This window comes from Rheinheimera sp. SA_1 (assembly GCF_001669775.1).
Taxonomy (GTDB): domain Bacteria; phylum Pseudomonadota; class Gammaproteobacteria; order Enterobacterales; family Alteromonadaceae; genus Pararheinheimera.
Window position 1 is genome coordinate 460,261 of record NZ_LXWK01000011.1, and the last position, 17,811, is coordinate 478,071.

Sequence of the window (17,811 nt, forward strand, 5' to 3'; positions counted from 1 at the left end):
CGCCTCAGATGAGGCGTTTTTTTATACCGGTCTTTACGGAAATCTTAGCAAAATGATGACCACACTGCTGTTAACACAAGCGCTGCCCTTGTTGCCTTTTATACAACAAATGGTCGGCACGGCTTAACAGATGCTCCAGCGAAGGGCATTGTGCCGGTGAATAATGCACGGCCGCCACACTAAATTGCAGCGGACCTGGCCAACCTTCCTGTTGCTGCAGACCCAGCGCTGACTGCCGCATCCGATCGACCACCATTTCCGCTTGCTGCGCTGAACTATTGGCCACCAACACCGCAAAGGAATTGTCGCCCAGCCGTCCTAACACATCACTGCCGCGAAAAGTCTGGCGCATTAATCTGGAAAAACGCATCAACATCCGATCACCTTCCGCTTCGCCATAATGGCGATTTAAAGTGGAAAAATCATCCAGATCAAAATACAACAACACTGCCGGTAAACTTTGACGTTCGCTGCTGTTGAGCAACAATCTGGCCATAGTTTCAAAACCACGGCGGTTTACCAGGCCGGTTAAATCATCAATAATTGCCAGCTGTCCAGCAGCAAGTTCCTGTTCGGTTAGAAGTGCTAAATCGCGCAGCGCCGCCACATCATCCGCCGCCACTTCACGCGGCACTTTATCCATCAGACACAAAGTGCCTATTTTGCAGCCATTAAAGGCCCGGATCGGCATACCAATATAACTACGCACCCCTTCCGGCCCAACCACCAGCGGATTATCGAAAAAATACGGGTGATGACGGGTATCCTGGATCACCAGCGCATCTTCGCCCAAAATGGTATGACCACAAAAAGAGCTGGCGCGGGAAAACTCAGTCATATCAATGCCTTGCCCCGCCAACACCCGCACATATTCCGCATCAACTAAATTCAGTAAACACACCGGCATTTGCAATAATCGCCGGCCTAAACGGGTGAGCCGGTGATATTGCTCGCCGCCGCGCAGGTTTAACAATTGGGAAGCATGAAGGGTGGCAAGCCGCATCGGCTCGTTATCAGGGATGGTGGCGTTATACATGGCGGTGACTCCTGTGAATATACCCGTCATCCTTGAAGATTCGGGGTTGTTGCCTTCGTTCGCTCGCTGGGGCGCCAGTCCGACCCAGTCACATAGGACAACTATGCTCCTGGGGTCTCGCTCCTCGTCGCCTACCCGAATCGTCAATGATTTTGGGTATAAAACATCGGGTGTCACGCGTGCAATCAGGTCTTCCTGACAACTTACAGTAAAAACCACTGCAAAACTGACGCATGTCGTATTGTGACTGCCACTTTCCGCCAGAGGTTCAATCCTGTTACAAAGTTTCAGCAGATCACGGCGTCTGAGGGTCGACAAAACACCGGTAAAAAAGGGTGTTGTAATGCAGATTGATGCGGCAGAATAACTTCGTCCGGACGGCGATTTGCAGAGAATAACTGAAGATGGTGTACCACCTGTTGTGTTTAACACTCAAATCCAAACTACAGGCAATCCTGCGCCATGGTAATTTGCTACCAGCGCTGCTATTCGGTCTGAGCGCCTGTACCACAGCGCCGAAAGTAATAGTGCAGCAAAAAGTGCTCTCAAAACCGTTGGTTACAATCTCGGATCCTGAACATTTCCGGCTGTGGTATCAACACCTGCAATCGGAAACACCGAGCGCACAGCTGGCGTTGTGTCAGATAGCACTGACTTCTGCACCGAGTAGCGCTTTTCATCAACTGGCCTGCGGTTTAACTCTACTACCCCATGCAAGCAATATCACAGAGCGTTCCCAAGCTTTACGCTGGTATCAAACCGGGCTTGAAGTTTTGGTGCGCTCACAATTGCAACAAGGCAAATGGCAACCACGCCACCGCGATTTTCAGCTGCAATTACAACTGCCAACCGATGAGAGTGGCTTGCCTTTTACCCGTTATACCCAGGTTGCAGATTTGGTATTTCGGGAACCATGGATTGCCCCGGCAGCGCAAAATCCACAAGGCGTCGGGCTGGTCATGGCGGCTGAGCGCGCATTCAACAAACAAGCTACGGATCAGAATTACCCCCGCGAAGGTATATTCCGGGCTGTGACTGTGCTGGCGACGCATCTGCATTTTGACGACCAGGATCAGCTGCAGATCCAGCTCACCGGCTATTATCTGACCGACCCAAAATCGGTATCGTTTGGTAAGCAAAGTTACCCGCTACAATATGACAGTGCCACGGCATACCTGTTATTACTACGTGAAGCACGGATTGATCAGGCGGAATGGGCGGCATTATTTGATGGTAATAACAGCAGTTATGACTATGGCATTTACAGTATTGCACCTTTGTCTGGCAGCAAAATTCCAATTCTGATGATCCACGGCCTGCACTCCAGCCCGATGATTTGGCTACGGTTAAGTCATGCCATTTATGCCGATCCAGAACTATCTGCCAAATATCAGATTTGGCATGCTTTTTACCCAACGGGCGCCCCACCCTTTTTTAATGCCATGCGGTTGCGGGCGCAGGTAGATGAGCTTCGCGCCAGATTACAGCTGCAACTGGCGATGCCGGCTGATTTACCAATGGTGCTGATTGGCCACAGTATGGGCGGCATTATCGCCAAGACTTTTATTGTCGAACCGGAATATCGGTTGTGGGATCAAACCTTTATGCGTCGGCCCGAACAACTGCCGCGTGAGCATCGAGACTTTATGCGCTATCAGGACGTGTTTATCTTTAAACCCCGGCCTTATGTGCAATCGGTATTCTTTTTGGATACACCGCACCATGGCGCTGAAATGGCCGAAACCTGGTACAGTCGTCTCGCCAGTGCCTGGATCAGATTACCCAGTATTTTCAGCGATTTAAATCGCCGGGTGTTTAAGAACCTCAGTTATGACCTGGTTACACCGCAGATGAACCGGTATTTAAAAAACGACGGGCCAACCAGTGTCGATGTATTGTCGCCACAACATCCGCTATTGCAGGAAATCGCCAAACTTCCCTACCAAAAACCGGTTTATTCCATCGTTGGCAGTACCAGCACACCCTTTTGTTACAACGAAAAAAGCTGTGCTCAGCTCAACGACTCAGTCGTGCCATTTTTCAGCGCCCACCAAAGTCAGGCCCAGGAGCAAATTATTGTGTTGTCGGAGCACAATTCTTATCAGTCCCCGGACGCTATCGCCTTTATCCTCAAGAAATTACGGGAACAAATGTAAATTATGGGGTCAGAGTCAATTGTTAACAGAACGCCTGTTAACAATTGACTCTGACCCCGATGTTAACAACTGGCACTGGATTTGCTGTGAATAATGGGGTCGGAGCTAATTAATTGATTAATGAGCTCCGACCCCATTATTCACAGAGGAGTTTCAGGTGTTCAAATTGACTGGTTTTTCACGCAAGTTCGCGATGCTACTCATGGCCTCAGTCTTTTGCAGTACCACACTGAGCGCCGAACCTGCTTATTGGTTTAAATGGCAAAGTAAATTGAATGGCAAGATGCTCTGTAAGCAGGTATCGCCAGGGGAAGGCTGGCAACAACATGCCGGGCCTTTTTATGATGCGCAGTGTCGAAACCTGGTAAAGACATATCGCAGCGCGATAAACCACTAACGCCGGTTGACGCGCTGCTGAGCAATTAGCGACAAAATGCGATTAACTTGCGCTTTCAGGCACTGCTGCTTTGCCGGAGGTCGCAGCCACAAAGGCCTCTAACGCAATTGCTGCCACTTTTTGTAACTTGTCGCTGGAAGCGCCTGTGGTGGCCTGAATTGACATGCCATGCAACTGCACCCCTAAGAAACAAGCCAGTGCTGCGCAATCGACATCCGCCGCAAATTCACCTTCGGCCTTGGCTCGCTCTAATCTTTGTTGTAATTGCAATTCGCCACTGCGGCGTTTTTCAATCAGGACCTGTTTGACACTGTTGGCATTATCGCTACAACTTAATGCGCCTTGCACCATTAAACAACCTTTGGGCAGACTTGGATCGCTACTGGCCGCCGCGCCGCCAAATAACATTTGCTCCGCCATCAGATAAGCGGTTGGTTGTAACAAAGCTGGCTGAAAAAAACCGCATGGACGGTTTTCATAAAGCTCAATTGCCTTTAAAAACAGCTGCTCTTTGTTACCAAAAGCGGCATATAAACTGGGTTTATTGATGCCCATAGCTTCGGTTAAATCCGGCAACGACGTTCCTTCGTAACCTTTCTCCCAAAACACTTCGAGGGCTTTTTGCAAAGCTTTGTCGACGTCAAAAGCACGTGGCCGACCAATAGTGCTGGTGTTCCCCGTCATCTGTAAGCTCCTGTATGTACCCGCCATCTTTGAAGTTGTCTGGTCGCCACCTTTGCGGTGACCACGCTTGAAGTTCAATGATCTTGAGTAAAACCACACCCGATATAGGGTGATCTATGATGCGCACAGAGTAATCACCTTTGCAAGCCTTGTAAAGTACAATATACCTACCGAACGGTACAGATATCTTGCCAAATTCCCCGATATAACCAAACGAAAAGCCTTATAGCATAAAAAGTTCTTTATTTTTTTACCATACGGTACAAAAAAAGATTGACCGGCGATTGAAAATCTATATATTTACCAACCAGTACAAAATACCAATCGGTACATAACACAGCATTCATCAACGATTGCTGTCAGCAGACACCAACGAAGGGACAATTGCCATGCGCAAAACACAGACTGTAAGAACCTTTTTATTAGCCAGCATCGCCGCAGTTGTGCTTGCCGCATGTAGCCAACCTGAAGCCGCCGGCGCTGGCGCACCAGCCGCTGCGCCAACGGTTGACGTTGCCACAGTGGTCGAACAACGGATTACCGAATGGGACGAATTTACCGGCCGTTTACAAGCACCGGAAACTGTGGTGTTAGTGCCACGGGTGTCTGGTTACCTTGACCAGGTACTGTTTACTGAAGGCGCGCTGGTAAAAGCCGGTGATTTATTAGTGCAGATTGATGATCGCGCTTTAAAAGCCGACGTCAGCCGTCTGCAAGCCGAACTGCAAAGCGCCCTCAGCCAACAAAAATTAGCCAACAGCGACTATCAACGCGCTGAACAATTGCGCAGCCAAAAGGCCATCGCTGAAGAAATTCTCGATGCCCGCCGCGCCCGCAAAGATCAAAGTGCATCGCAAGTGGCTGCAGTCAAAGCAGCGCTGACCAAAGCCGAATTGGATTTATCGCATACCCAAGTACGAGCGCCAATCTCCGGCCGCGTTTCAAATGCGCTGATCACCGCCGGCAACTATGTGCAAGCCGGTCAAAGCCAGCTGACCAGCATTGTGTCCACCGAGCGGATGTACGCCTACTTTGATGCCGATGAACAAACTTACCTGAAATACGTCCAGCTCGCGGCCACCGGCAAACGCGGTGACAGCCGCAATGAAGCCAGCCCGGTGCTGATGGCGTTAAGTTCAGACAGTGACTACCGCTTTTCGGGTTCACTGGACTTTCTTGATAATAGTATCAACCCACAAACCGGCACCATCCGCGCGCGCGCCGTGTTTAGCAATGACGATAACAGTTTGATCCCAGGCTTGTTTGCCAAAATCAAACTGGTGGGGAGCGCCAGCTACAACGGTATTCTGATTGATGACAAAGCCGTCGGCACTGACTTAAACAACAAGTTTGTGTTGGTGGTCGATGACAAACAACAGCTGCAATACCGCCCGGTCACGCTGGGTGAAAAAGTCGGTGGCCTGCGGATTGTCACCTCAGGTTTAAAAGCCAGTGAAACCATTGTCGTTAATGGTTTACAGCGCGTTCGCCCAACCATGCAGGTCACGCCGAACAGCGTAAAAATGGCCAGCGCCGAGCAGTTAGTATCGCTACAACAGCAACAGCAAATGCTGGATGAGCAAGCAGCCAGCGACAAAACGGCCACTGCCGCCATTGTTGACGCCGTTGTGAATACAATTTCCACCCAAAGCGCACCACGCGGCTAAGCCCAGCAGCTACTAAATCAGGACAGAATCATGCTTTCACAATTTTTTATCAGAAGACCGATATTTGCCGCCGTGCTGTCGCTGCTGTTTTTAATCAGCGGCGCCATCGCAGTGTGGCAACTGCCGATCACCGAATATCCGGAAGTGGTACCGCCAACAGTGGTGGTGACCGCCAACTATCCGGGCGCCAACCCAAAAGTCATCGCCGATACCGTCGCCTCTCCGCTGGAGCAGGAAATTAACGGCGTCGAGAATATGTTGTATATGTCATCACAAGCCACCTCTGATGGCCGGATGACTTTGACCATTACTTTTGCCATCGGTACCGATGTTGATCGTGCACAAACCCAGGTACAAAGCAGGGTAGACCGCGCCAAACCAAGATTGCCGCAAGAAGTGCAGCGCCTTGGTATTGTCACCGAAAAATCATCACCGGATCTCACCATGGTGGTGCATTTAACTTCGCCGGACGATCGTTATGACATGCTGTACTTATCGAACTATGCTGCACAAAACGTCAAAGACGAATTAGCCCGGATTGAAGGTGTGGGCGCCGTGCGCTTGTTTGGTGCCGGTGAATACAGTCTGCGGGTGTGGCTGGATCCAAATAAAGTGTCAGCGTTACAACTGACGCCACAAGATATCGTTGCCGCCATCCGCTCGCAAAACCAACAAGCTGCCGCCGGTAGCTTAGGCGCGCAGCCTTCAGGTACCAGCGATTTCCAGTTACTGATCAACGTCAAAGGCCGGTTAAGTTCGGTTGAAGAATTTGAAGACATCATTGTCAAAGTCGGCGCAGAAGGCCAAATCAGCCGCTTAAAAGATGTAGCCCGGCTGGAATTAGGTGCCAGCACTTATGCGCTGAAATCTCTGCTCGATAACAAAGACGCGGTCGCCATTCCGGTGTTTCAGGCATCTGGTTCAAACGCCATTCAAATCTCTGATGATGTACGCGCCAAAATGGCCGAACTTTCAAAAAGCTTCCCGCAAGGTTTAAGTTACGACATCGTCTACGACCCAACTGTCTTTGTCCGTGGCTCGATTGAAGCGGTAGTGAAAACGCTGCTGGAAGCGATTTTATTAGTGGTGCTGGTGGTGGTGTTATTCCTGCAAACCTGGCGCGCTTCGATTATTCCACTAGTTGCCGTACCCGTGTCGTTGGTCGGTACCTTTGCCTTTATGCACCTGATGGGCTTTTCATTAAACGCCCTGTCGTTGTTCGGTTTAGTGTTGGCGATTGGTATTGTGGTCGATGACGCCATAGTCGTCGTTGAAAACGTTGAACGGAATATCGCCGATGGTTTATCGCCGTTGGAAGCGACCCAAAAAGCGATGAAAGAAGTAACAGGCCCAATCGTCGCCACCACTTTAGTACTGGCTGCGGTCTTTATTCCAACCGCCTTTATGACCGGTTTAACTGGCCAGTTCTATAAGCAGTTTGCGCTGACTATCACTATTTCGACCTTTATCTCGGCGATTAACTCGTTGACGTTAAGCCCTGCCCTGTCGGCATTGTTATTAAAAGCCCATGATTCGCCAAAAGACAAACTGACCCGCGCCATGGACAAAGCTTTAGGCGGCTGGTTATTCAACCCGTTTAACCGTTTGTTTAATAAAGCATCAAAAGGTTATGGTCTGCTGGTACGTAAAGTCATTCGCTTCGGTGCTGTGGTCGGCATTATCTATATCGGTATGCTGGGTTTAACCGCTGGTTTGTTCCACAGCACCCCAACCGGTTATGTGCCAGGTCAGGATAAACAATACCTGGTGGCGTTTGCCCAACTCCCGGATGCCGCGTCGCTGGAACGTACTGAAGCCGTAATTAAAGAAATGTCACGCATCGCGTTGGAACACCCTGGAGTTTCGAACTCAGTGGCTTTCCCAGGTCTTAGCATCAACGGTTTTACCAATAGCCCAAATAGCGGCATCGTGTTTACCCCGCTGAAAGACTTTGACGAGCGTACCAGCCCGGAACTGTCTGCTAACGCTATTGCCGCTGACTTAAACGCCAAGTTTGCTGGTATTCAGGGCGCCTTTATTGCCATCTTCCCACCACCACCGGTGCAGGGTTTAGGCACCATCGGCGGCTTCCGTTTACAAATTCAGGACCGCGCCAACTTAGGTTATGTTGAACTGGCCAATGTCACTCAACAAGTGATGATGAAAGCCTGGCAAACCCCGGAATTAGCAGGTGTGTTCTCTAGTTATCAGGTGAATGTACCGCAGCTGGATTTAGATGTGGACCGCACCAAAGCGCTGTCACAAGGTGTGTCGTTAGATACAGTGTTCCAGACGTTACAGGGTTATTTAGGGACAACGTACGCAAACGACTTTAACCAGTTTGGCCGCACCTATCAGGTGAATGTGCAGGCGGATGAAGCCTTCCGTCAGGATCCGGCGCAGATCTCAGCGCTGAAGGTGGCGAATAACCAAGGTGAAATGATCCCGCTGGGCTCCTTTATTAAAGTGTCGCACAGCGCTGGTCCGGACCGCGTGATGCACTACAACGGTTACACCACTGCTGAAATTAACGGTGGCCCAGCTCCAGGTTTCAGCTCAGGTGAAGCGCAAGCAGCGATTGAGAAAATTCTGGCCGAAACCCTGCCAGCTGGCATGACTTACGAGTGGACTGAGCTTTCTTATCAGCAAATTCTGGCCGGTAACGCCGAATATCTGGTGTTCCCGCTGGTGGTACTGCTGGTGTTTATGGTGTTGGCCGCACAATACGAAAGTTTAAGTCTGCCACTGGCAATCATCTTAATTGTTCCGATGACGCTGTTATCAGCCATCAGCGGCGTGCTGTTGTACGGCGGTGATAACAACATCTTCACCCAGATAGGATTGATAGTGCTCGTCGGGCTCGCCACCAAAAATGCCATCCTGATGGTCGAGTTTGCCAAGGAAAAACAAGACCATGGCATGCGCGCAATGGACGCCATTTTAGAAGCAGCGCGGTTGCGGTTACGGCCAATTCTGATGACATCGATCGCCTTTATCATGGGTGTGGTGCCGATGGTGTTCTCGACTGGCGCCGGTTCAGAAATGCGCCAGGCGATGGGTGTGGCGGTGTTCGCCGGCATGATTGGCGTGACGATTTTTGGTCTGATTTTAACACCGCTGTTTTACTACGCGTTATCGAAACGTGGTGAGCGTAAGGCTGCTGCAGCTGCAACACCAGCGGCGATTGAAGGAGCGACTCATGGTTAAGTTATTCAACACAGCTGCCAAAGCGGCAACCAATACAAAAGCAACGCAATACAAATCAACCGTACGACTAAGCCTGCTCGCCATTGCGCTGACCGGTTTAATTGGTTGCACAGTTGGCCCTGATTATCAGGCGCCAACCAAGCTCAGCCAAGAGCTCAATATGCCGCAGTTAGCGCCTGCCGCTGCTGCGCACGATAACCAGCAATTGACGTCATGGTGGCAACGCTTTGCCGATGCCGAACTCAACCGGCTGATTGACACGGCACTTTCCAACAATCAGACGCTGGCTGCCGCACAAGCGAACGTCGACCGGGCTTATGCGGTGTTTGCTGACAGTGACGATAACAATTTACCAAAAGGCATTCCAAGCCTGGGTTATTCAGCGACTGCCACACCGGCAGAAGTGTCGGCAACCGGCGAACGGGTGACCAGCCGGCAGTTTCAAACCGGGGTTGGTTTAAGTTGGGATTTAGATTTATTCGGCAAAATCAAACGAGCTAGCGAAGCAGCTTTGGCTGATGCGCAAGGTGCTGAATTTGCCTGGCGTGATGCGCAGCTGACGTTGGTAGCGCAAGTGGCGCAGAGTTTTGGCGATTATCGCGGCGCCGCACTGCGCCTGCAGGTGGCTTCACAAAATCTGGCCAATTTGCAGCAAACCACTCGGCTTATCAGCGCCAGACGTGATGCCGGGATGGCCTCCGATTTGGAATTGGCTCGGGTCAAAGCTCAGACTTTTGCCGTCGAAACCACTTTACCGGATTTTCAGCTGGCGAAACGCCGCGCTGAACTGACGTTAGCAGCACTGCTGGGCAGTTCAGTGGAAGCGTTAGCGCTAGATAGCTCTGCTTTACAACTACCAGAACTGCCAACCCCACATGCCGTCGCTAAGGTGAATGAGCAGTTGCAACAAAGACCGGATGTGGCCATCGCCGAACGACGCTTAGCCGCCAGTACCGCCTATATCGGAGTGGCGAAGGCTGATTTATATCCGTCATTGTCGGTCAGTGGTTTTCTCGGTTTTCTGGCGTCCCCGGATTTAGCGGTCGGTAGCACGCAAAAAGCCTGGTCGGTGGCACCCACTTTAAGCTGGCAAGGTGCGGATTGGAGCTCGGTGCAGGCGCGGATCAAAGCAGCCAATGCCAATGAACAAGCTGCTTTGGCGACATTTCGCCAGACAGTGTTAAGTGCCTTAAGCGAGATGCAACTCAGTCTCGACAGCTACAACTTAAGCCGTCGCCAGCAGCTGATCCAGCAACAACAACTGGCAGCCACCGAGCAAGCCGTTAGCTTATCGCAGGCGCGCTTTAATGCCGGTAATGCCGATTTTCTGGAGTTATTGGACGCCCAGCGCGAATTGCTGGCAGCACGGGATCAACAAGCGCGGCTGACCCAGCAAAATTTCAGCCGGTTGGTTGATATTTACCGCAGCTTTGGTGGTGCGGTACTAGAAGGGTAAAGAGAGGGTAAAAGTTCCTGCTTGGGAAAACTCTCAGTAGCATGAAGAGCAAAGACTGCGGCCTGTCCCCCGTACTTTGATCGCTGCTGAGCGTTTTCCCTTTTTTATGCTTTACATTAACTTGGTGGCGGCACCACTGACGATAACAACCCTTGCTCATGATATTGATCCAACACCTTTTGGAACACACCGGCACTGGCCTGTTGCTGAATAAACCGATTCAGTTTCAGTCGTTGGAGTGGAGATAAAGATGGTCCGTACATGCAATGAATTGGGTATGTGGTCAGCGTCAGGGTTTTAAAATCGGCCAGTCGTAACATGTAGCCCGCTTCGGTATCTGACAGCACGATGGTATCCAGCTCGCCACGCAACAGCCGGATCGCGTTAGTTGCCGGAGTCACACTATCCACCCTTAACAATTGTTTGTTACCAAACAAAGGTTGTAACTTTGGATAAACATAGCCCAGCGTTGCGCCAATCTCGCCTTTACTACGCTGCGTAAAATCTTCTAAATCCAGGTAGTTACGCCGACTGATAATTAAATCCTGAAACATCAGTAATGGCGGGCTCCATTGTAACCCGCGATCCGGATACCACTCCGGACTGGCACGACAATAAATATCAGCCTGGCCACTTAATAAAAAGTCGGCCAACCGTTTACGTGGCATCGCCACCATTTGCAATTTGATGCCAAGCTCGTTGGCAAGCAGTTGATAGATATCCGGCATAAAGCCCGCAGCAACTTTACCCTGCTGCAAAATCACCGCCGGTGGACTGTTAAAGTCACCATAAATTGCCCGCAACGATGCTGCCGACAAATCAAAACTGAATAAAAATACCCAGCAAAAACGAAGTTTCAATTAATCCATGCCTCACTGCATTCCGGCGATCGTTTTGGGTTGGCTGAGGCTATTGTAGTTCGATGTGCCCAAATTGTCTGCTGCTATTGTCCCTAGAATGTAGGCTGCATTGAATTCGTGCGAGCCTGACGGCGGTATGTTGGATGCACTAAATAAGGGGCTGCGACCTGATAACGTTGACTGAAAAAATCCAGTACTGAATCGGCGGTTAACCGACGGTATGGCAGTTGATGACGGACCACTACGGCATCAGCCAGTTGTTGCAGCATGTCGTCCAGGGTTAAACCGTGCGGCTTGGCAATCTGATACACCCCAAACAAATAATTCAATGCCATCACTGCATAAGAACAATCACCACGACGATTAATTAATTGCAGTTCATGCAATCTGATGCCGAGGTCGCGAATTTTTTGCAGGCGTTGATATTCTTGCATGATAGGGTACCTTGATAACTGCTGATACCAAGTTATCGGTCGCATACGTTATTCCTTGAACTTCTAATTTAGTTTTACAGCGCGCAATAAAGCAGACAAACAGCAGAGCTATAGAAAATAACTATACTGCTCATTGATTTAGCAACAGAAGAGGATTTTCTGGCATGTCGATAAAATTAGTCGTATTAACTGAAAACCGACCGCATGAACGACGCGTGGCGCTGGTGCCACAGGTAGCAAGCAAACTCTCCGCCCTTGGCTTAGACATCTGGATCCAACAGGATGCCGGACTGGCCAGTCGTATTCCTAATCAAGCGTATTTGGATGCCAGCGCCACGCCGCCGCTGCAAATCGCCGCGTCGCTTCCCGAATTACTCCAAAACGCCCATATCGTATTAGCGGTTCAACCGCCCGCTGCCGAAACTTTAAAACTGCTGGCACCCGGCACCATTGTGTTGTGTTTTGTCTATGCCCAACGTGAACCTGAACTGGTGAAGCTGCTACGCGATTTACAGCTGACCTGCTTTGCAATGGAGCTGGTGCCACGGATCAGCCGCGCCCAGGCGATGGATGCTTTGTCATCGCAGGCGGCATTGGCCGGTTATTACGGTGCTTTGTTAGGCTCCACCCAGCTGGCGCGCATTCTGCCGATGATGACAACGGCTGTCGGCTCAATTCGTCCGGCCAAATGTCTGGTAATGGGGCTAGGTGTCGCTGGGTTGCAGGCACTTGCTACCGCCAGAAGACTTGGTGCAGTGACCGAAGGTTATGACGTCAGACCCGATACCAAAGAGCAAGCCGAGTCACTAGGTGCCAAATTTGTTGATACCGGTGTTGATGGCCGCGGTGAAGGCGGTTACGCCCGTGAACTGACGGCGGAAGAGCAACAAAAAATTCAGGCGGTGCTGACCAAACATATTCAACAGGCCGATTTGATTATTACCACCGCCGCTATTCCCGGCCGCCCTTCGCCCAAACTCATCAGTAAAGCGCAGGTCGATGGCATGAAAAATGGTGCGGTGATTGTCGACTTAGCCGCCGATGGTGGTGGTAACTGTGAATACAGTGTGCCGGGCGAAACGGTGCAAATTGGTCAAGTGACGATTGCAGCGCCTTTTAATGTGCCGTCATTGCTGGCCGAACATGCTTCAGAGCTTTACGCAAAAAACTTGTTGAATTTAATCGGGTTATTTATCAAAGACGCGGCCATCAACTTAGACTGGGACGATGAAATCCTGGCCAAAACCGTGCTGACTCACCAAGGCGAGATTAAAAACGCCGCTGCAAAAACTTTAGTGGAGGGCTGAGAAATGGACTACCAAATCTTTGACTATCAAACGATGGTGCTGACTGGTTTTGTCGCTTTATATATTTTTATGCTGGCCGCTTTTGCCGGTTTTGAAATTATTGGCCGGGTACCGGCTATTTTGCATACGCCGTTGATGTCAGGCTCGAATTTTATCCACGGCATTGTGGTGGTCGGCGCCTTGTGGGCGTTACTCAATGCCAGCAATCTGACACAGCAAATCATTGGTTTTATTGGTGTGTTACTTGGCGCAGGCAATGCCGCCGGTGGTTATGTGGTGACCGAGCGGATGCTGGAAATGTTTAAACCCTCCACCAACACCAAGTCGAAGGAGTAGGTTTATGCCGGTCGCATTCATTATTGACAGCAGTTATTTTATCGCCGCCTTTTTGTTTATTTATGGTCTGAAACAGATGTCCTCCCCCCGCAGTGCCCGCGCCGGTATTGTACTGGCCGGAGTCGGCATGGTGATTGCCGTGCTGGCGAGTTTTTTATATAGCCTCGATGTGCGGCCAGAAGCACGCCCAATGCTACAAACCAATATGCTGCTGGCATTGGTGGCGCTTAGTCTTGGCCTCGGCTGGGCCTGGTGGAGTGGCAAAAAAGTCGCGATGACCGCGATGCCGCAAATGGTCGCACTTTACAACGGTATGGGGGGTGGTGCGGCTGCGGCTATTGCAGCGATTGAGCTGAGCGGTTATCAAACCCACGGCAGTATTTCGTTATTGTTGGCGGTGCTTGGCGGGCTGATTGGCGCGGTGTCGCTATCCGGTTCGCTGATTGCCTGGGCCAAACTGGATGGGCGGATCAATAAAACCCTGCGCATGACCGGTTTACAGCTGATCAACAGTAGTTTGTTGCTGGTGCTGGGCAGCCTTGCCATTTACATCGTCTGGCAAGGTGGTCAGGTGCCACAATGGCTGTTTTTAGCCTTTTTTGCACTTGCGCTGCTGTACGGCGTGATGATGACGATGCCGATTGGCGGCGCCGATATGCCAGTGGTGATTTCGCTCTATAACGCTTTCACTGGCTTAGCTGTTGGTTTTGAAGGTTATGTGCTGAACAACCCGGCGCTGATGATTGCCGGGATGGTGGTCGGTTCGGCTGGTACCATGCTGACGCTATTGATGGCCAAAGCGATGAACCGCTCGGTGCGCAATGTGCTGTTTTCCAATTTTGGCGCCGCCAGCAGTGACGAAACGCAAACCATCAGCGGTAGCTTAAAACCGATTGAAGCCAGCGACGCTGCGATTAATATGCGTTACGCCGGGAAAGTGATTATCGCCCCGGGTTACGGCCTGGCGGTGGCGCAAGCGCAGCATAAACTCTTTGAATTTGTTGAATTATTGCAAGACGCTGGGGTGGAAGTGAAATTCGCTATTCACCCGGTGGCCGGCCGGATGCCGGGTCATATGAACGTGCTGCTGGCCGAGGCTGGCGTGCCTTATGATCTGATTTTTGATATGGAAGAAATTAATTCCGAATTTAAAGAAGCCGACGTGGCTATTGTGATTGGCGCCAACGACACGGTAAACCCGTCCGCCCGCAGCAATAAATCATCGCCAATTTACGGTATGCCAGTGCTGAATGTCGATCAGGCACGACAGGTGTATGTGATTAAACGGGGTCAGGGTAAAGGCTATTCCGGTGTCGAAAACGAGCTGTTTTTTGCCGACAACTGCCAGCTGATCTACGGCGACGCGCAAAAAGTACTTGCTGCCATGCTGCAAGCGGTGAAAAACCTCGAATCCAACTAATTGTTAACTTCGGGGTCAGAGTCAGTTGTTAACAGAAATCTGTTAACAACTGACTCTGACCCCACATTTACTTTGCTTGCCGATGTAGATTTAACTCACGGCTTTGTTCTTTACTCAGTTCCACCACCATGGTGCCGGACAGTTGATCCTGCAGTGCCAGCTTTTGCTTAAAACGTACCCAAAGCCAGAAATTACCCACACCGCCCAACGCCGTAACCACCCGGATCAAAGCTTGTTTCAGCGTCACCGGCTGACCATTTTGTTGCAGCAACAATAAACGCCAGGCTCGCATGCCCAGGGTCTGCCCTGCTTTGCACCAGAAATACAGATAAAACCAGAATACCCAAAGCACCAGGTACAGCTGAAACCACAAGGCATGGCGCTGAATATAATCGGCACTATCCTGATAACCGACCAACGAAATCAACCCGGTTTTTTCCAGCAATGCCACGGCGGCCAGCGCCAGCGTCATCGCGAACATTAAGAGCGCAATCACGATTAGTGCATCATAAACAATTGCCGCCAGACGGCGAATTAAACCAGCGCGCGGAGCTTCAGCAAACATAAAAAGTCTCTTTCATCATGAATAAAAACAGCCGGATAGCGGCAGTTTAACACGCAAAACATTGTGGGTCACAACGCTCTGTTGCCAACGATTGCAGCGCAGAAGACCACACAAAATCCTAGCAGCCACTAAGTTCAGCCTGCCGCAACTGCTGCGCCCGAAACCTGGCCGGGGAAATTCCAACCAACAAGTCAAACTGATCACGCAGCGCCTGCGCCGTGCCAAAACCACATAAAGTGGCGATTTGTTCAACGCTGGTATTTGAAGTCGCCAGCAAAGTTTTCGCGTGCTCGACCCTGGCATTCAGCAACCACTGCTTTGGGCTTTGACCAAAACTAGCCTTAAACTTGCGGTCAAAACTGCGCCGGCTCATATGCACCAGCGCCGCCAGTTCATCCATTTGCAATGGCTGCTGCAAATGTTGCAGCGCATAATCCTGCACCAGCCCTAACGCTGGATCTGGTTTACCCAGCGGCAACTCAATAAATTGCTGCTGACCGCCATCGCGCTGACCCGGGATCACCAACCGCCGTGCCGCTTGGTTCGCCCGCGCCGCGCCAAAATCTTCTTTGATCAGTTGCAACGATAAATCCAGACAAGCCGCACTACCGGCCGAAGTAAAAATCCGCCCCGCCTGCACATAAAGCCGGTCGACTTTCAGATCAACGTGCGGGAACAACTGCGCAAACAGTCCGGCATATTTCCAGTGCGTGGTCGCCGCTTTGCCATCCAGTAAACCAGCATGCGCCAGCAAAAAAGCGCCAGAGCAGAAACTCACCAACCGCGCACCACGCGCCGCAGCTTGTTGTAAAGCTTGCAGTAATTGCGGATCTGGCTGTTCACTGAGCCGCCGCCAGCCCGGGAAAACTATGGTATCTGCTTCAGCCAGAATTCGCGCATCATCGCTGGTTTCCAGCCAGGTGCCACCATTCATCTGAATACGCAAACCATCCAGCCCAGCCACCCGGCATTGATACCAGGGCGCTTCGGCCGTGCGATGGCCGGCAAAAATATCAATAGCGGCGCCGTATTCCAGCATCGACAAACCGTGATAAGCGCACACCACCAGCTGATGCTCGGGATTGCCGTGGTCGTTGGCGGCGAGTTGCTGCTTTTCGTTGCTTTCTATTGCAGATATTGGCGTGAGCATTCTGGCTGATTTCTTGGCTTTATTGGCGAATCAGCCAATGGTAGCAAACATCGGCAGCTGTTCAAATAGCCATGTCGTTCCAGAACCAACAGCAATCTTGCTGCTTGGTTTTTCCAAGGAGATATTTGATGTCGATAGTTGCTACTTTAGCCACCACCCCTTCAGCCGTGCTGGCAACACCAGCCGCCCCTGCTTTGCAAGCCATGGCACACTTTGCCGCCAAACTGGCCTTGGAAACCGACTGCTCAGACGTTTTCAGCGCGCTCGCCAACGGCGCCAACGATTTCATATTGCTCGATGTCCGCTCCGAAGCGGCTTTTCTCCAGCACCACGCCCAGGGCGCGCAAAACCTGCCGCACCGCGACATCAGCGCCGAACGGATGGCGTTGTTCCCAACCGGCCAAACTTTTGTGGTGTATTGTGCCGGCCCGCACTGCAATGGCGCCGATCAGGCCGCCTACAAAATTGCCAAACTTGGCTATCCGGTGAAACTGATGATTGGCGGCATCACCGGCTGGGCCGACGAAGGATTGCCATTTGCGCAAGGCGAAAACGTCACAACACCTAAAGCGGCAACGCCGGAAACTGCAGCTCCGGAAGCCGCCAAAGAGGCTGGGCAAGCGATTTCCTGCGGATGTTGATGACAACCCCGTTAAAAACACAGTGGCAGATAAGACCAGCAACACTGGCTGATCTGCCGACGGTGCACCAACAGATGCAACAACTGGCCGCGTTTGAAGGTTATCTGGCAGACTTTCGCGTCACAGTGGCCGATTTAGAGAAGCGCGGTTTTAGCGGCCCGCCACAGTTCGACCTGCTGGTCGCCTGCCTTAGTCATAAGCTGTGCGGTTATGCGGTGTTGGTGTACCAGCCATTTACATATGACCTAACACCGGTCGCCACCTTAAAAGAGCTTTATGTTGCAGCCGATTATCGTGGCAGCGGCGCCGGTCAGGCACTGTTTCAAGCTGCAGTACAAACAGCCCGCAACAAAGGAGCCTACCGCCTGAACTGGCTGGTTTTAACACACAACCTACCCGCGCAGCAGTTTTATCAGCAACAAGGCGGCCACCTGTCCAAAAACTGGATTGGCTTTGAGAAAAACCTATCGCCCGCTGGTTTTGACTAACGCAACC

The 17,811-nt window shown here is 51.2% G+C and carries 15 protein-coding genes; 9 read left to right on the top strand and 6 right to left on the bottom strand.

The genetic code is table 11. The features are described from left to right. Positions 1-70: 70 nt before the first annotated feature. On the bottom strand, positions 71-1,036 hold the full coding sequence (locus A5320_RS03245) for a sensor domain-containing diguanylate cyclase (protein WP_068060848.1): 966 nt from the start codon (positions 1,034-1,036) through the stop codon (positions 71-73). Positions 1,037-1,440: 404 nt separating this feature from the next. Between A5320_RS03245 and A5320_RS03250 the strand changes: the two genes are divergently transcribed. Beyond that, positions 1,441-3,192 (top strand): esterase/lipase family protein, encoded by a 1,752-nt coding sequence (locus A5320_RS03250; RefSeq protein WP_068060851.1) that lies wholly within the window; start codon positions 1,441-1,443, stop codon positions 3,190-3,192. A 439-nt stretch (positions 3,193-3,631) separates the two neighbouring features. Here A5320_RS03250 and A5320_RS03260 read toward each other — a convergent pair whose 3' ends face one another. Continuing rightward, positions 3,632-4,273: a TetR/AcrR family transcriptional regulator gene (locus tag A5320_RS03260; RefSeq protein WP_068060853.1), complete on the bottom strand. Its 642-nt coding sequence runs from the start codon at positions 4,271-4,273 to the stop codon at positions 3,632-3,634. Positions 4,274-4,662: 389 nt separating this feature from the next. On the opposite strand from A5320_RS03260, the gene A5320_RS03265 reads away from it, so the two are divergent. The 3 genes from A5320_RS03265 to A5320_RS03275 are packed head-to-tail and all read left to right on the top strand — an operon-like array spanning position 4,663 to position 10,603. After that, positions 4,663-5,940 (top strand): efflux RND transporter periplasmic adaptor subunit, encoded by a 1,278-nt coding sequence (locus A5320_RS03265; RefSeq protein ID WP_068060860.1) that lies wholly within the window; start codon positions 4,663-4,665, stop codon positions 5,938-5,940. A 27-nt stretch (positions 5,941-5,967) separates the two neighbouring features. Further along, a complete protein-coding gene (locus tag A5320_RS03270; RefSeq protein WP_197490021.1) occupies positions 5,968-9,147 on the top strand; it encodes an efflux RND transporter permease subunit in 3,180 nt (1,059 codons plus the stop codon). Continuing rightward, complete coding sequence (locus A5320_RS03275) at positions 9,140-10,603, top strand: efflux transporter outer membrane subunit (RefSeq protein ID WP_082971502.1); 1,464 nt, start codon at positions 9,140-9,142, stop codon at positions 10,601-10,603. Before A5320_RS03270 ends, A5320_RS03275 begins: the two co-directional genes overlap by 8 nt. Before the next feature lie 116 nt (positions 10,604-10,719). On the opposite strand, the gene A5320_RS03280 is transcribed toward A5320_RS03275, so the two are convergent. Together A5320_RS03280 and A5320_RS03285 are read right to left on the bottom strand one after the other, a co-directional pair. Further along, entirely contained in the window at positions 10,720-11,463 is a 744-nt protein-coding gene (locus A5320_RS03280; RefSeq protein WP_068060864.1) for a substrate-binding periplasmic protein, read from the bottom strand. A gap of 92 nt (positions 11,464-11,555) precedes the next feature. Further along, positions 11,556-11,897: a hypothetical protein gene (locus A5320_RS03285; RefSeq protein WP_068060867.1), complete on the bottom strand. Its 342-nt coding sequence runs from the start codon at positions 11,895-11,897 to the stop codon at positions 11,556-11,558. A 164-nt stretch (positions 11,898-12,061) separates the two neighbouring features. On the opposite strand from A5320_RS03285, the gene A5320_RS03290 reads away from it, so the two are divergent. From A5320_RS03290 to A5320_RS03300, 3 genes are read left to right on the top strand one after another with little or no spacing between them, the layout of a single operon-like run. Then, positions 12,062-13,204, top strand: coding sequence for an NAD(P) transhydrogenase subunit alpha (locus A5320_RS03290; protein ID WP_068060869.1), 1,143 nt, complete (start codon positions 12,062-12,064; stop codon positions 13,202-13,204). 33 nt (positions 13,205-13,237) lie between these two features. Beyond that, positions 13,238-13,540, top strand: coding sequence for an NAD(P) transhydrogenase subunit alpha (locus tag A5320_RS03295; protein ID WP_068062916.1), 303 nt, complete (start codon positions 13,238-13,240; stop codon positions 13,538-13,540). A 4-nt stretch (positions 13,541-13,544) separates the two neighbouring features. Continuing rightward, complete coding sequence (locus tag A5320_RS03300) at positions 13,545-14,960, top strand: NAD(P)(+) transhydrogenase (Re/Si-specific) subunit beta (protein WP_068060871.1); 1,416 nt, start codon at positions 13,545-13,547, stop codon at positions 14,958-14,960. A gap of 67 nt (positions 14,961-15,027) precedes the next feature. On the opposite strand, the gene A5320_RS03305 is transcribed toward A5320_RS03300, so the two are convergent. Together A5320_RS03305 and A5320_RS03310 are read right to left on the bottom strand one after the other, a co-directional pair. After that, the gene (locus A5320_RS03305; RefSeq protein ID WP_068060874.1) at positions 15,028-15,525 is read right to left on the bottom strand and encodes an RDD family protein; all 498 of its coding nucleotides are present in this window, start codon (positions 15,523-15,525) and stop codon (positions 15,028-15,030) included. Between the two features lie 118 nt (positions 15,526-15,643). Beyond that, the gene (locus A5320_RS03310; RefSeq protein WP_068060877.1) at positions 15,644-16,675 is read right to left on the bottom strand and encodes a GlxA family transcriptional regulator; all 1,032 of its coding nucleotides are present in this window, start codon (positions 16,673-16,675) and stop codon (positions 15,644-15,646) included. Positions 16,676-16,803: 128 nt separating this feature from the next. On the opposite strand from A5320_RS03310, the gene A5320_RS03315 reads away from it, so the two are divergent. Next, entirely contained in the window at positions 16,804-17,316 is a 513-nt protein-coding gene (locus A5320_RS03315; RefSeq protein WP_068060879.1) for a rhodanese-like domain-containing protein, read from the top strand. Next, positions 17,316-17,804 (top strand): GNAT family N-acetyltransferase, encoded by a 489-nt coding sequence (locus A5320_RS03320; RefSeq protein ID WP_068060883.1) that lies wholly within the window; start codon positions 17,316-17,318, stop codon positions 17,802-17,804. Before A5320_RS03315 ends, A5320_RS03320 begins: the two co-directional genes overlap by 1 nt. Positions 17,805-17,811: the final 7 nt, after the last annotated feature.

Bases quoted from the DNA above. Each gene is read 5' to 3' on its own strand.
- A5320_RS03265 (WP_068060860.1), top strand. From the start codon at position 4,663: ATGCGCAAAACACAGACTGTAAGAACCTTTTTATTAGCCAGCATCGCC.
- A5320_RS03310 (WP_068060877.1), bottom strand. From the start codon at position 16,675: ATGCTCACGCCAATATCTGCAATAGAAAGCAACGAAAAGCAGCAACTC.
- A5320_RS03250 (WP_068060851.1), top strand. From the start codon at position 1,441: ATGGTGTACCACCTGTTGTGTTTAACACTCAAATCCAAACTACAGGCA.
- A5320_RS03295 (WP_068062916.1), top strand. From the start codon at position 13,238: ATGGTGCTGACTGGTTTTGTCGCTTTATATATTTTTATGCTGGCCGCT.
- A5320_RS03320 (WP_068060883.1), top strand. From the start codon at position 17,316: ATGACAACCCCGTTAAAAACACAGTGGCAGATAAGACCAGCAACACTG.
- A5320_RS03260 (WP_068060853.1), bottom strand. From the start codon at position 4,273: ATGACGGGGAACACCAGCACTATTGGTCGGCCACGTGCTTTTGACGTC.
- A5320_RS03245 (WP_068060848.1), bottom strand. From the start codon at position 1,036: ATGTATAACGCCACCATCCCTGATAACGAGCCGATGCGGCTTGCCACC.
- A5320_RS03290 (WP_068060869.1), top strand. From the start codon at position 12,062: ATGTCGATAAAATTAGTCGTATTAACTGAAAACCGACCGCATGAACGA.
- A5320_RS03305 (WP_068060874.1), bottom strand. From the start codon at position 15,525: ATGTTTGCTGAAGCTCCGCGCGCTGGTTTAATTCGCCGTCTGGCGGCA.
- A5320_RS03300 (WP_068060871.1), top strand. From the start codon at position 13,545: ATGCCGGTCGCATTCATTATTGACAGCAGTTATTTTATCGCCGCCTTT.
- A5320_RS03285 (WP_068060867.1), bottom strand. From the start codon at position 11,897: ATGCAAGAATATCAACGCCTGCAAAAAATTCGCGACCTCGGCATCAGA.
- A5320_RS03275 (WP_082971502.1), top strand. From the start codon at position 9,140: ATGGTTAAGTTATTCAACACAGCTGCCAAAGCGGCAACCAATACAAAA.
- A5320_RS03315 (WP_068060879.1), top strand. From the start codon at position 16,804: ATGTCGATAGTTGCTACTTTAGCCACCACCCCTTCAGCCGTGCTGGCA.